The organism is Lysobacter antibioticus (genome assembly GCF_000731095.1).
GTDB classification, from domain to species: domain Bacteria; phylum Pseudomonadota; class Gammaproteobacteria; order Xanthomonadales; family Xanthomonadaceae; genus Lysobacter; species Lysobacter antibioticus_B.
Window position 1 is genome coordinate 20,757 of record NZ_JMTZ01000032.1, and the last position, 13,683, is coordinate 34,439.

Consider the following 13,683-nt stretch of genomic DNA (forward strand, 5'->3'; position numbering starts at 1 on the left):
AGCGTTCGGCTGCGGGCGTTCAGGTTTCCTTTTTCTAGTGGAATCATGAGCCGGCCGCAGCTGTCAAGCGCGGCCTGCCGGAAACGCCAATAAATTGGCACTGAAACACTTGAAGAGGGCGTGATGGCGTACAGCCTGTTCAGCTTACAGAGCGTTGCGGCTCAGTTCCCGAACATCGGTAGCAACGCCATCGCGAGCACGACGCCGACATAGAGTAGCCATAGCAGGCCGCCCAGTACGAGCACCACGATCGCGACCGGCCCCAGATCGCGGCGCTGCATCTCCGGACGCCCGGTGTAGGCCCAGCGATCGACCACCTGGGTCTTGGCCAGGATGTCGTGCAGGCCGCGCTTGCGGTCGGTGAAGGCGATCATCAGGAAGCCGACGCACAGGCTCAGGTAGGACAGCAGGCTCGACGCCCAGCGGCCGAGCGCGCGCATCCGGGTCAGGCGGCGGCCTTCGGCATCGACGACCTTGATCCCGACCGCGAGCTTGCCGAGCGTGGCCTGCATCGACGAGGACTCGAAGCCGACGTAATAGGCCGCGCTGATCAGGCCGATGCAGGTGTAGACCACGCCCATCAGCACCGCGATGGCGACGCCGGGGTTCTCCAGCCAGGTCGCCGAGGACAGCCCCGAGGCCGACGACATGCCGAACCCGATCAAACCGACGGTCAGGACCATGCTGACCGCGTAGTAGGCGATGCCGACCAGCAGCGAGTCGATCATGTAGGCGGCCAGGCGCTTCCAGAAGCCGACATGGACGACCTCGAAGCCGTGGACGACGGTGGTGTCGTCGGCGACGCCGGCGCGCGGCGCGGCATAGGGCGAATCGGATTCGGCCGCTGCGCCGCTGCCGTCGTAGGCCGGTGCGGCAGGCGCCGCAGGGGCGGTCGCGGCCGTCGCCGGCGCGGCGCTCACGCTGGCCGCGGCGTGGGCCTGGGGATCGGCGACTGGGCTGTCGGCTGTAACCGCCGCTGCGCCGGGTTGGGCTTGCTGCGGCCGCTCGGGCTCGGCCGCGAAGCCGGGCTCGGCGACCAGTTCATGGGCGAGTTCGCGCCAGGGACGCCACTGCGCCAAGCCGTCGCGCCAGACCAGGGTGTCGGGGCCCAGCTCGCCGCTGCGGTGACGTGCGGCCATGTCGGCGCCGTCGAGCGGCCCGTGCTGGTTGCGCTCGTTGTCGCTGTAGTACCACTGGCTCATCGCGAATCTTGGTCCTGTCTAGGGGCGGTTCTACTGGGTCGGGCGGCGATGCCGGCATCGCCGCCCGGGTGCTTCAGCCGCGGCAGCTCTGCGGCAGCAGGCGGTCTTCGATCTCCGAGCTGCAGGTCCACTCGCCGCTGGAGGGGTCGAGTTCCAGCCAGATCTTCTGGCCGTCGGCCTTGCTGCCGATGCCGCGTAGCTCGATTTCGATGCCGCAGCCCTCGAGTTCGCCGAACTTGACCGAAGCCACGCGCGGGCCGGCGTAAGCGACCGCGGGCTGGAAACCCTTGCTGTCGTTGCCCGGGCATTCCTCGTTGGCGGCCACGTACTCGGCGACCTGGAGCTTGTACTGGCCCGAGCCGTTGATGGCTTCGGTGACCTTGGCCCGCACCGTGTAGTCCTGATACGCCGGCAAGGCGATCGCGGCGAGGATGCCGACCATCGGGATCGCGACCACGGCCAGCACGATCGCGACGATCGCGCAGCCCGACAGGCCGCGCCGCGGCGGCGGCGCCTGGCGCTGGTTGAAGTGCGCGGCGGCGGCGTCGGCCGGGTTGGCCGAGTGTGCCGAGCGCGTGGAGTACGGCGGCGGACCCGACGCGGTCGGGGTCTGCGGCGGTAATGGCGGCGGCGCTACCGGACGCGGCGCCGAAGACAGCAGGTCATCGTCCAGGCCGAGTTCGCCCGACAGGCGCTCGAGCGGCTGCCATTCGCGCAGGCCTTCGCGCCACAGCAAGGTGTCGCGATGGATGCGGCCCTCGCGGTAGTGGCCGCGCACGGCGTCGGCGTCGATCGGACCGACACGGCCCTGGGCTGCGTCGTGGTAATACCAATTGGTCATGCTGTCCCCCTGATCTCGCGATCGTCCTTGTGAGTGAGCCGCCGGCGCAGTCGGGCTCCGCAAGGGTGCCGTCGGCCGGACATGGCTATGCCCCCGCGGCCGCCCCAGGCGCGCGGTGGACGCAAGAAACTAGCATGCCGGCCGGCTTATCGGCCTGGCGATCGGCGATAGCGATCGGGAGTCGCGAGCGGCGATGCCGGCTCGCGCCGCAGCAGGGCCGCGGCTTGGGGGCGTCGCCGGTGCGGCGACGCGATGCCGGTGTCAGTGCACCGGCTCGGGTTCGTCGGCGAACATCTGGGTTTCCATCCAGGCGTAGGCCGCCTCGGAGCCGGGCTGGTTGAACAGAACCATCAGCACGACCCATTTCAGGTCGTCCAGGTCGAGTTCGTCCTGGTCCAGCGCCATGGCGCGGTCGAGCACGAGCTCGCGCTGGCCGGCGTCGAGGATGCCGTGCTGTTCCAGGAACAGCAGGAAGCCGCGGCATTCGACGTCGAGCTTGTCGAGTTCGGGACCGAAATAGACCCGGGTCGGACCGCCGGTGCGCGGCGGGCTGACGGCCGGCCGCTGCAAGGCCAGCGCATCGAGCCACTCGAAGGCTTTGTTGATTTCGGCGGGGCTGAACCCGGCCTGGCCCAATTCGTCGAACAAAGGGCCGCTGCGGAGCGAATCGCGGTCGCGGACAAGGTCCGCATCGTCGGTGAAGTAATGCTCGAAAAGGTACAGCAGGACGTCCAGGATGCTCTCTTTCATTTCCCTCGGCCTGCGCCGCATGCGGCGCGGTGAGTAGGAGTTGCTGATTGACCGTCGGACGGCCGACTTGCCTCAGTCGGACCGCTCGGCGATGGCGTGGTTCAGCGGTTGCGGAAGTAACGGCCGTGCTGCGCCGCGACGCGACCCTCAAGCTCCATGACCAGCAGCATGGAGGACAGTTCCGCGGTCGTCAATCCAGTCCGTTCGACGAGTTGATCCATACCGGTTGGGTCGTGGCCCAGGGCGTCCCACAAGGACTGGTAGTCGGGATCTGCGAAATCCGGGCGGCCGTTAACTCCGTAAGCCGGGTCGTCGCCATCGTGATCGCCCTCCATGACGGCCGCGTGGCTGGCAGAGATGGGGATGCCCAGGCGACGGCGCAAGTCGTCGGCCAACTCGGCCGCGAGCGGGGCCAGGGCGGCGGCGACTTCACCCGCGCTCTCGACCAGGCCGGCGCCCTCGCGGATTAGGCGATGGCAGCCGCGCGCGAGCGGGTTGTGGATCGATCCGGGCACGGCGAACACGTCGCGCCCGCATTCGCTGGCCAGGCGCGCGGTGATCAGGGCGCCGGAGCGTTCGGCCGCCTCGATCACCAGGGTGCCGAGGCTGAGCCCGGCGAGGATGCGGTTGCGGCTCGGGAAGTGTTCGGGCTTGGCCTGGGTGCCCGGCAGGTGCTCGCTGATCAACGCGCCTTCGGCGGCGATGCGCGCATGCAGGTCGGCGTTGTTGCGCGGATAGGCGATGTCGGGGCCGGTGCCGAGCACGGCCAGGGTGACCCCGCCGGCGTCGAGTGCGGCGCGGTGGGCGGCGGTGTCGACCCCGGCCGCCAGGCCGCTGGCGACTGCGAGCCCCGAGCGCGCCAGGGCGCGGGCGAAGTCGGTGGCGTTGTCGCGCCCGGCCGGAGTCGGCGAGCGGCTGCCGACCACGGCCACGGCCGGATGCCAGAGCAGGGCGGGTTCGCCGGCGACGAACAGCGCCAGCGGCGGATTCGGCGCGCGCCGCAGCAGGCCGGGGTAGTCGGGGTCGTGCCAGCCGACCAGGTGATGGCGCGGGGCGTGCAGCCAGTCGAGCGCCCGCGTCAGGGCTTCCTCGTCCGGGGCGCGCAGGGCGTCGATCTGTTTGGGGGTGAGCCCGGCGGCCTGCCACTGGCCGGTCCCCGCCGCCAGGGCGGCAGCCGGACTGGGGTGGAGCTCGAGCAGTTGCCGCCGGGAGGCGCTGGCGCCGCCTGCGGCGATGAGGGTCAACAGGGCGTGGAGGTCGTCGTCGGACAACTGGATCTGGGGCGAAGGCATGCACCAGCCTAGCCTGCAAACGACGACGGCGCCCGAAGGCGCCGTCGTGGATCGCTGTAGGAAAAGCCCGCAGGCCTTTCCTCAGTGATTAAACAAACCGATCAATAGGCCGAGTCGGGATGCTTGAGCTCGTAGCCGACCTTGGTCTGGCGCACGCCGTCCATGATCAGGCCGTAGCTGACCTTGTCGAAGGTGCGGAAGACCATCACGTGACCGGAGAACTCGTCCGGCAGGCGCACGCGCGAGGCCTTGCCGACCAGGGTCGGATCGCGGTCCGGACCGACCTTGACCCGGTCGACGGCGCGGGTGCCGACCCGCCAGGTCGAGAACACCGTGCCGTTGTCGACGCCGTCGCGGGCACCGACCGACAGGGCGATCACGTCGCGCGGGCCGCCGTGCTTGACCAGGTCGGCCACGGCCAGGACCTGGGCGCGACCGTAGTCGAACTGGGCCTTGGGCGGGTGCGGGAAGAACTGCAGGTCGTAAGGCTGGGCTTCGACCGGGATCAGACGGTCGCCGACGCGGATCTCGCGGCCGGTGTCGTCGATGACCAGGGTGCTGGCCTCCATCCCGTTCTCGGCGCCGCGGCTGACGGTGCCGGTCGAGACCTGCATCAGCTCGTAGCCGAGCAGCTCGCGGCCCTTGTCCGGCACGACCACGTCGGTCCAGATGGCCTCGAAGTCGACCGTGCGGCGACCGCGGAAGTCCAGGTCGGCGGCGCGCATGATGTCGCAGCAGGCCACGCGATCCAGGCGGGTATAGCGCTGGGTCGGGCGGACCACGGCGTAACGCGTGCCCGGGGTCTGGTTCGGCAGGTTCTTGATGTAGGCGACCTGGCCCTGGGTGACGCGCAGGCGGTCTTCTTCAAGACCGACCACGTAGGGCATCTGCTCGAACTCGTCGACGACCCGAAGGTTCTTCAGGAACGGCTCGATGTCCGACAGCGGGATGCCGCTGATCGGGGCCTCCTGGCGCGGACCCGGCTTGACCTGGGCCGCGACGCGGTCGAGGTAGGCCAGCGAGATCACGTCGCCCGGATAGATCAGGTGCGGGTTCTTGATCTGCGGGTTGGCCTGCCAGATTTCCGGCCACAGCCACGGCCGCTTCAGGAAGCGAGCCGAGATGTCCCACAGGGTGTCGCCCCGTTTCACCACGTAGGTGTCGGGGTGGTCGCCACGCAGTTCCGCCGCAATGGCGTACGTGGCAACAGTCAGCAACGCGGCGGCGAGAACCGCGCGGATCGGTTTAAACATGGCGGCCATCTACCTGATTCCCCTTCCAGGTTTGCCCTCTGCGGGCACCCGGACTATAGCCCAGAAGGTGCGAACGTTAGCAGGCCTTTGCAGCCTATAACGGGGTTACAATGCAACCAAAGCTTGCGTATGTGACCCACGCCCCCATTTTCGACGCCATGCCCCTGCTCCCAATCCTCGAATTCCCCGATCCCCGTCTGCGGACGAAGGCCGTGCCGGTCGAAGCCGCGCACGTGACCTCGCCGCAGTTCCAGAAGCTGCTCGACGACATGTTCGAGACCATGTACGAATGCCCCGGCATCGGCCTGGCCGCGAGCCAGGTCGACGTGCACCAGCGCTTCATGGTCATCGACGTATCGGAAGAAAAGAATCAGCCGCTGGTGTTCGTCAACCCGGAGATCGTCGCCAAATCCGGCGAGCAGGTCTACCAGGAAGGCTGCCTGTCGGTGCCCGGCATCTTCGCCGACGTGACCCGCGCCAACGAGATCACCGTCAAGGCGATCGGCCGCGACGGCGCGGTGTTCGAACTCAGCACCGACGGCCTGCTCGCGGTCTGCATCCAGCACGAGATGGATCACCTCGACGGCAAGCTGTTCGTCGACTACCTCTCGCCGCTCAAGCGCGAGATGGTGCGCAAGAAGCTCGCCAAGCAGCGCCGCCAGTCGGCCTGAGGCCGGCTCTCGCGACGGGAGCGGGGAATCGGCGCGGCGCCGTGTGGCGCGCGCGGGTTTCCGGCTCCCGTTGTTCGTTTCTGTAGGCTTGTGCTTGCAGCGTTGGTCCAGGCGCGATGATGCGCGCCGACGCCCCCACTCGATCTCATTCCCGAACCTATGCGCATCGTATTCGCCGGTACCCCCGACTTCGCCGTACCGAGCCTGCGCGCCGCCGCGCAGCGCAACGAGGTCGTCGCCGTCTACACCCAGCCCGATCGTCCTGCCGGGCGCGGACGCGAGCTGGCGCTGTCGCCGGTCAAGCGCGAAGCCTTGTTGCGCGGCCTGCCGGTGATGCAGCCCGAGAATTTCAAGAACGCCGCTGCGCGCGAGGCGCTGCGCGAACTGCAGCCCGACCTGATGGTGGTGGTGGCCTACGGCCTGATCCTGCCGCAGTCGGTGCTCGACATCCCGACCTACGGTTGCTGGAACGTGCATGCCTCGTTGTTGCCGCGCTGGCGCGGCGCCGCGCCGATCCAGCGCGCGATCGAGGCCGGCGACCGCGACAGCGGCGTGTGCCTGATGCAGATGGAAAAGGGCCTGGACACCGGCCCGGTGCTGCTGTCGCAATCGCTGGCGATCGGCGAGGCCGAGACCGGCGGGCAGTTGCACGATCGCCTGGCCGCGCTCGGCGCGCAGGTGCTGGCCGACGGTCTGGGCCTGTTGCGCGCCGGCATGCGCCCGGTCGCGCAGCCGCAGCCGCAACAAGGCGTGAGCTATGCGCACAAGCTCGACAAGGCCGAGGCGCGCCTGGATTGGGCGCAGCCGGCGCCGGCCTTGGCGAACAAGGTGCGCGCCTTCAATCCCTGGCCGATGGCCGATGCGACGATCGCCGGCGAACGCGTGCGCGTGCACGGCGCGATCGCGCTGCCGTTGGCGCATGACGCCGAGCCCGGCACGGTCTTGCTGGCCGGGCGCGAGGGCATCGACATCGCTTGCGGCGAAGGCGCCTTGCGCATCCGCGTGCTGCAACGCGACGGCGGCAAGGCGATCACCGCCGCGGATTATTTGAACGGCCGGCGCGACCTCGCCGTCGCCCGCTGAGCATGTCCGACCGGCGCACCGGTTCCGACGGCCCGCATGGCGGCATGCACAACGCCAGCCTGCACGGCGGCAGCCGGCCGCGCGCGATCGCCGCGCGCGTGCTCGACGCGGTGATGCACCGCGGGCGTTCGCTCAAGGCCGAGCTCGCGACTGCGCTGCCGGGCTTGCCCGACCCGCGCGACCGCGCCCTGGTCGAGGCGATCTGCTTCGCCGTGTTGCGCCAGCCGCTGCGCTACGAGGGCGCGCTCGCCGCCTGGATGGCGCGGCCGCTGACCCGTCGCGACGGTGAATTGCGCGCGCTGCTGTACGTCGGCCTGGCCCAGCTCGATCCGTTGCAACTGCCGGCGCACGCCGCACTCGATTCCACCGTCGAGGCCGCGCGCGGCCTCGGCTATCCGCACCAGGCCGGCATGGTCAATGCGCTGCTGCGTCGCGCCCAGCGCGAAGGCCTGCCGGCGGTCGACCCCAGGCATTCGCACTGGCCGAGTTGGTTGCGCGGGCGTCTGCGCCGCGACTGGCCCGAACACTACGACGCGATCCTGGCCGAAAGCGCGGTGCCGGCGTCGATGTGGTTGCGCGTCAATGCGCGCCGCGGCACCCGCGAGGCTTATCGCGAACGGCTCGTCGAGGCCGGTATCGAAGCCGAGGTGGTCGACGGACTGCCCGATGCGCTGCGTCTGCAAGGCTCGGCGGCGATCGCCTCGCTGCCCGGGTTCGCCGACGGCGCGGTGTCGATCCAGGATGCTTCCGCGCAATTGGTCGCCGATGCGATCGCGGCCGCACCCGGTACGCGCGTGCTCGATGCCTGTGCCGCGCCCGGCGGCAAGAGCGCGCATCTGCTCGAACGCGACGCAGCCCTGCGCCTGACCGCGCTCGACGTCGATGCGGCGCGCCTGCAACGGGTGCGCAGCGGCCTGGTCCGTCTGGGCCTGGCCGAGCGCGCCGAACTGCGCGTGGCCGACGCCGCCGACCTGCAGGCCTGGTGGGACGGCACGCCCTTCGATGCGGTGCTGCTGGATGCGCCGTGTTCGGCGACCGGCATCGTCCGCCGCCAGCCCGACGTGGTCCTGCACCGGCGCGAATCCGACATCGCCGCCTTGATGCTGCTGCAGGCGCGCCTGCTCGATGCGCTTTGGCAGACCGTCGCCCCGGGCGGCGTGCTGTTGTATGCGACCTGCTCGATCCTGACCGAAGAGAACGAGCGCCAAGTGCGCGAGTTCCTGGCGCGCACCGCCGATGCGCGCGCCGAGGCCTTGCCGGCGCAGTTCGGCCACGACCGCGAGGTCGGCCGCCAGCGGCTGCCGGGCGAGGGCGGCGGCGACGGCTTCTTCTACGCCCGTCTGCGCCGCGAGGCTTGAGCCCAAGAGTGAGGGCGCAAGAGTGAGGGCAAGGGTGAGCGCAGGCCCAGATTCAAGGGCCGGCCTTTCCACCCGATGCGGGCCGCCGCTTATGATCTGCGCACGTTCAAAGGCCCGCGCATGTTCAAAAGCGCCCGTTCCCACCCTGCCTGGTTGTTCTGGATAGTCGCCTGGCTGGTGCTTGGGGCCGGTCTGGGCCTGCGCGATCCCTGGCCCGCCGACGAACCGCGTTTCGCCCTGGTCGCCATGCAGATGGTCGAGAGCGGCCAATGGCTGTTCCCGCATCGCGGCGGCGAGTTGTATTCGGACAAGCCGCCGTTTTTCATGTGGATGCAGGCGCTGGCCTATCTGGCCACCGGCCAGTGGCGCGTCGCCTTCCTGCTGCCTTCGCTGCTCGCCGCGCTGGGCACCTTGTGGTGCGTGGTCGATCTCGGCCGGCGCCTGTGGACGCCGCGGGTCGGTTATTACGCCGGCTGGGCGCTGCTGCTGACCGTGCACTTCGTCTATCAGTCGAAGAAGGCGCAGATCGATCCGCTGGTGGTGTTCTGGATCACCTTGGCCAACTACGGTCTGTTGCGGCATCTGCTGACCGGCCCGTCCTGGCGCTGGTGGGTGCTGGGGTGGTTCGCCGCCGGCATGGGCACCATCACCAAGGGCGTCGGCGCGCTCGCCCTGTTGATGCTGGCGCCGCTGGCGCTCGCGGCGGCGCTGCGGCCGTTGCGTGCCGCGCTGGCGCCGGGCGGTGCGGCGCATCGCGCCCTGGCCTGGGTCGAGATGCCGGTGCGCGCCGGCATCGGCCGCGGCTACTTCTGGCTCGGGCCGCTCGCGTTCGCGTTCGCGGTCGCGTTGTGGATCGCGCCGATGGCGGCGGTGGTCTTGACCCATCCCGATCCCGCCTACCGCGGTTATCTCGACGACTTGCTGCTGCGCCAGACCGCGGTGCGCTACTCCAGATCCTGGGACCACCACAAACCGGTCGGGTATCACTTCGGGGTGATGTTCTCGATGTGGCTGCCGTTGATGTTCGCCTTGCCCTGGGCGTTGCCGGCGTGGCGCCGGCGCCTGGCCCGGCTCGATCCACGCTATGTGCTGCCGCTGGTCTGGTGGCTGCTGGTGATCGTGTTCTTCTCGATCCCGCAGGGCAAACGCGACGTCTACATCCTGCCGGCGTTGCCGATGGCCTGCCTGATGTTCGCGCCGCTGTTGCCGGGCATCCTGCGCCGGGCCTGGCCGCGCCGGATCGGCTTCGCCTTCGCCGCGCTGATCGTCCTGGCCTTGCTCGGCGTGGGCTTGTCGATGTGGTTCGGCAACCCGGGTTTCGAGCGCAAGCTGATCGCCGAGCGCGATTTCACCGACGGCGCGCGCGGACTCGCCGCGGGTGTGTTGGCGATCGCTTGCTGGGGCCTGGCCGCCCTGCTGTGGGCCGGGCCGCGCCGGCCCATCCTCGGCATGGCCGCGACCCTGTGCGGGCTGTGGGTATTGAACGGCGTGCTGGTCGCGCCGGTGCTCAACGATTCCTCGTCGGCGCGCGGGGTGATGAGCAAGGTCGCCGCGCGCATCGGCCCCGAGGCCGAGCTCGGCCTGGTCGCCTGGAAAGAGCAGAATCTGTTGCAGGCGCAGTCGCGCACCACGACCTTCGGCTTCAAGATGCGGTGGCCGGAACAATTGAAACAAGGCCTGGCCTGGCAAGCCCAGGCGCCGCGGACGCGCTGGTTGTTGGTGCAGGATCCGGCGCTGCCGGCCTGCGTGGACCGCAACCGCGCCGAAATAGGCGGACGCTCCAATCGCCGCATCTGGTGGCTGGTGCCGTACGCTGCGCGCGAAACCTGTCCCGCCGCACCGCCGCTGCGGCCACATGAAGACGATACGGACTGATCCGTGCCCCAACCGCAAGTACCCGACGTTTCTTTCCGCCCCGAGGCCCTCGCGGGCGAACCGCGCCGCTTGGCCCTGGCCCGCCGCACGTTCGAGATCGCCCTGTTCTGCCTGCCGGCGCTGTTGATCTCCACGCCGTGGGGGCTGCTGCCGTTCACCGCGCTGGCGCTGGCCGCGTTCCTGATGGCGCCGGGCCGGATCGCCCAGGGTTACCGCGAGATCGGCGGCGCGTTGCGCCCGCTGCTGCTGATGGCGGTCGCGGTGGCGGTGATCGTGGCGGTTTCGACCTTTCTCCACGACGTGCGCTGGCGCGAGGCCGACAACCGCCTGCGCCTGCTGACCCTGCCATTCTTCGCCCTGATGGCCTATGCCTACCGGCCGTCGCGGCGCTGGCTGTGGGCCGGCGCCCTGGTCGGCCTGGCCGGCGCCTTCGCGGTGGCGGTCTATCAGGTCGGCACCGGCATGGACCGCGCCGCCGGCTGGACCGCGAACGCCATCGTCTACGCCGAAGCGGTGATCGCCCTGATCGTGCTGGCGGTGTTCTGCCGGCCTTCCGGCGAGTTGCTGTGGACCACCACGGCCTGCGCGCTCGGCGTGGTGACCGTCGCCCTGAGCGGCAGCCGCGGCACCTGGCCGGGCGTGTTGATCGTGCTGTTGATCGGTTTGCTGGTCAGCGGCGGCCGCGCGCGCCGGGTCTCGTGGGCGGTGCTGGCGACCTTGGCGTTGGGCGCGGTCGCGGCGTTGTGGATCGGCCCGCTGGCCGAGCAGACCCGCATCGAGGAACTGCGCTCGGACGTCCACCGGCTCCGCGAGGGCGACAGCGCCTCCTCGCTCGGCGCGCGCCTGAGTCTGTTGTCCCTGGCCGGGCAGACCTTCGTCGAGCATCCGCTCGACGGCATCGGCGTCGGCAGTTTCGGCCGCGCCGTGAGCGCCTTGCCGGAATGCCGTCCGCCGGCGGCACGGGTCGGTTTCTGCCGGCTCAGCCATGCCCACAGCGACGTGCCCGAGTGGGCCGCGACCATGGGCCTGCCGGGCCTGCTCGCGATCCTGGCGGTGTATCTATTGCCCCTGGTGCTGTTCGCCCGGCGGTTGCGCGCGCTGCCGGCCGGGCGCTCGCGCAGCAGCGCGCTCGGCGGATTCGTGCTGGTGCTGGTCTACATCGCCAGCGGCCTGACCCAGTCGATGTTCGCGCACCAACTGGTCGCGTCGTTCTATGCGGTGGCGGTCGGCCTGTTGTACGGCTTCAGCCTGCGCGAGGCGCGCAGCGACGACGGCGGACCGTAAGCGAGCCGCGCTCAGGCGCGCGGCGTGCCGTCGTCGTCCTGGCGCGGCGGCGTGGTCAGCGCTTGGCCGCGTTCGAGCATCCACAGCATGATGGTCTTCTGGCGTACGTAATTGGCGCGCACATAGGCGTAGACCAGGCCGTGCCAGCCGTCGAGGAAGCCGGCGCGCAGCACGTAGCCGCGCCAGAACCGCCATGCCGGCGCCAGCACCAGTTTGCTCAGGCTCGCGCGCTTGCCGCGCGCATGCTCGTGCTCGGCCATCATCCGCGCATAGCGCTCGGTCTTGCTGAGTTGCTGTTCGAGCGAGCGGTAGGGGTAGTGGATCAGGTCGCCGGCGAGCGTCGCCACGGCGCCGTCGACGCTGGCCGCTTCGTGGATCTCGCGCTGGCCGCGCCAGCCGCCGCGGCGGCGGTCGAACAGGCGCAGGACCCGGTCCGGATAGGCGTTGCCGTGGCGCAGGAACTTGCCGAAATACTCCGACAGGCGCGCGAAGCGGTAGCCGGCGGCGTCGTCGAAACCGCGCGCGCGCGCCGCCTCGATCGAAGCGCGCAGCCGCGCGTCGACGCGCTCGTCGGCGTCCAGGCACAGCACCCAGTCGTGCGCGGCCTGTTCCACCGCGTAATGCTTCTGGCTGCGGAAACCGTCGAAGGCGCGTTGCAGCACGCGCGCGCCGGCGGCCTGCGCGATCGCCGCGGTGGCGTCGGTGGAATAGGAATCGACCACGACGATTTCGTCGCAGAACGCCAGCGAGGCGATGCAGTCGCCGATACGGTCGGCTTCGTTGAACGCGATGATGCAGGCCGACAGGCGCGGTCGTTCGGCGACGGGCGAGTGCATGTCGATGGCGGCGGTCCGGGCGGCTGGATCGACAGCATAGAGCCAGTAGCGAGTTTGGAGGAGTGAGGAGCGAGTGAAAGCGGGAGCCGCGGCGGCTGGGGCTCTCACTCACTGCTCACTCCTCTAAACTCACTTCTCGCCCCGCCCCCCGCCCCGACTCCACCGCCATGTCCGATTACCTGCTGTTCGCGACCGAGCGTTACGCCTTGCCGATCCTGCGGCCGCTGGCCGATGCGCTGCATGCGGCCGGGCACACCGCCTACGCCTGGTTCGCCGACGGCGCCGCGGCTTCGACGCTGCCGGCGCCGGTGCGCATGCTCGCGCCCGGGCGCGAAGGCCTGCGCGCCGCGGTCGCGCTGAAGCCGCGCGCGGTGTTCAGCGCCGCGAACTGGGTGCCGCCGTTCGTCGCCGGCGCCAAGGTGCAGTTGTTCCATGGCTTCAACGTCGAGAAACGCGAAGACGCGCGCGGCCATTTCCGCGTGCGCGGCCTGTTCGACCTGTATTGCACGCAAGGCCCGGCGACGACCGCGCCGTTCCGCGCCCTGGCCGCGCAAGCCGGGCATTTCGCCGTGGTCGAGACCGGCTGGCCCAAGCTCGATCCCTTGTTCGGCGACGACGACGGCGGCGCGGCGAAATGGCGCCGTCTCGCCGGCCGCCGCCAGACCGTGTTGTTCGCCTCGACCTTCACCGAGCGCCTCAGCGCCGCGCCGCACCTGCTGGAGGCGATCGCCGCGCAGATCGCCACGGGCGAGCGCTATTGGCTGTTGACCCTGCATCCCAAGTGCGCGCCGGAGCTGTTCGAGCGTTATCGCGCGCTGGCCGGCGCGAACGCGACCTTCGTCGAGACCGAAGACCTGATCTCGGCGCAACGCGCGGCCGACGTGCTGGTCGCCGACACGACCTCGGTGGTGTCGGAGTTCGTCGTCCAGCGCAAGCCGGTGGTGACCTTCCGCAACCGCGCGCCGAAGCCGCACATGATCGATTTCGACGATCCGGCGGCGCTGGCGGCGAAACTCGAGCAGGCGTTCGCGCCGAGCCCGGAGTTGCAGGCGGCGATCGACGCCTATGCCGATGCGATCCATCCCTATCGCGACGGGCGCTCCTCGCAGCGCGTGATCGCCGCGACCGAGGACCTGCTCGCCGGCCGTCTCGGCCGTCTGCAGCGCAAGCCGTGGTCGTCGCTGCTGCGCGGCCTGCAGATCCGCCGCGAACTGGGTTACTGGGGGCGCGGCGCCTGA

At 70.0% G+C, this 13,683-nt stretch carries 12 protein-coding genes; 6 read left to right on the forward strand and 6 right to left on the reverse strand.

Features of this window, described 5'->3' with window-relative positions; all coding sequences use genetic code 11:
- Positions 1 to 161: 161 nt before the first annotated feature.
- From EX88_RS0111480 to EX88_RS0111500, 5 genes are all read right to left on the reverse strand, one after another.
- The gene (locus EX88_RS0111480; RefSeq protein WP_031372130.1) at positions 162 to 1,202 is read right to left on the reverse strand and encodes an RDD family protein; all 1,041 of its coding nucleotides are present in this window, start codon (positions 1,200 to 1,202) and stop codon (positions 162 to 164) included.
- Positions 1,203 to 1,275: 73 nt separating this feature from the next.
- Positions 1,276 to 2,043: a pilin gene (locus tag EX88_RS27375; protein ID WP_031372131.1), complete on the reverse strand. Its 768-nt coding sequence runs from the start codon at positions 2,041 to 2,043 to the stop codon at positions 1,276 to 1,278.
- Positions 2,044 to 2,304: 261 nt separating this feature from the next.
- Positions 2,305 to 2,793, reverse strand: a complete 489-nt coding sequence (locus tag EX88_RS0111490) for a DUF494 family protein (RefSeq protein ID WP_031372132.1) — start codon at positions 2,791 to 2,793, stop codon at positions 2,305 to 2,307.
- A gap of 101 nt (positions 2,794 to 2,894) precedes the next feature.
- A complete protein-coding gene (gene dprA, locus EX88_RS0111495) occupies positions 2,895 to 4,085 on the reverse strand; it encodes a DNA-processing protein DprA (RefSeq protein WP_031372133.1) in 1,191 nt (396 codons plus the stop codon).
- Between the two features lie 101 nt (positions 4,086 to 4,186).
- On the reverse strand, positions 4,187 to 5,338 hold the full coding sequence (locus EX88_RS0111500) for a LysM peptidoglycan-binding domain-containing protein (RefSeq protein ID WP_031372134.1): 1,152 nt from the start codon (positions 5,336 to 5,338) through the stop codon (positions 4,187 to 4,189).
- Positions 5,339 to 5,496: 158 nt separating this feature from the next.
- Here EX88_RS0111500 and def point away from each other — a divergent pair, with 158 nt between their 5' ends.
- The 5 genes from def (at position 5,497) to EX88_RS0111525 (ending at position 11,609) form a co-directional block, all read left to right on the forward strand.
- Positions 5,497 to 6,009 (forward strand): peptide deformylase, encoded by a 513-nt coding sequence (def, locus tag EX88_RS0111505; RefSeq protein WP_031372135.1) that lies wholly within the window; start codon positions 5,497 to 5,499, stop codon positions 6,007 to 6,009.
- 159 nt (positions 6,010 to 6,168) lie between these two features.
- A complete protein-coding gene (gene fmt / locus EX88_RS0111510) occupies positions 6,169 to 7,092 on the forward strand; it encodes a methionyl-tRNA formyltransferase (RefSeq protein ID WP_031372136.1) in 924 nt (307 codons plus the stop codon).
- 44 nt (positions 7,093 to 7,136) lie between these two features.
- The gene (gene rsmB / locus EX88_RS0111515; RefSeq protein ID WP_051885034.1) at positions 7,137 to 8,450 is read left to right on the forward strand and encodes a 16S rRNA (cytosine(967)-C(5))-methyltransferase RsmB; all 1,314 of its coding nucleotides are present in this window, start codon (positions 7,137 to 7,139) and stop codon (positions 8,448 to 8,450) included.
- Positions 8,451 to 8,570: 120 nt separating this feature from the next.
- Positions 8,571 to 10,325, forward strand: a complete 1,755-nt coding sequence (locus tag EX88_RS0111520; protein WP_031372138.1) for an ArnT family glycosyltransferase — start codon at positions 8,571 to 8,573, stop codon at positions 10,323 to 10,325.
- Between the two features lie 3 nt (positions 10,326 to 10,328).
- Entirely contained in the window at positions 10,329 to 11,609 is a 1,281-nt protein-coding gene (locus EX88_RS0111525) for an O-antigen ligase family protein (RefSeq protein ID WP_152566225.1), read from the forward strand.
- Positions 11,610 to 11,620: 11 nt separating this feature from the next.
- Here the strand turns inward: EX88_RS0111525 and EX88_RS0111530 are convergent, their stop codons facing one another.
- A complete protein-coding gene (locus EX88_RS0111530) occupies positions 11,621 to 12,445 on the reverse strand; it encodes a glycosyltransferase family 2 protein (RefSeq protein ID WP_031372140.1) in 825 nt (274 codons plus the stop codon).
- 167 nt (positions 12,446 to 12,612) lie between these two features.
- Between EX88_RS0111530 and EX88_RS0111535 the strand changes: the two genes are divergently transcribed.
- Positions 12,613 to 13,683, forward strand: coding sequence for a CDP-glycerol glycerophosphotransferase family protein (locus EX88_RS0111535; protein ID WP_031372141.1), 1,071 nt, complete (start codon positions 12,613 to 12,615; stop codon positions 13,681 to 13,683).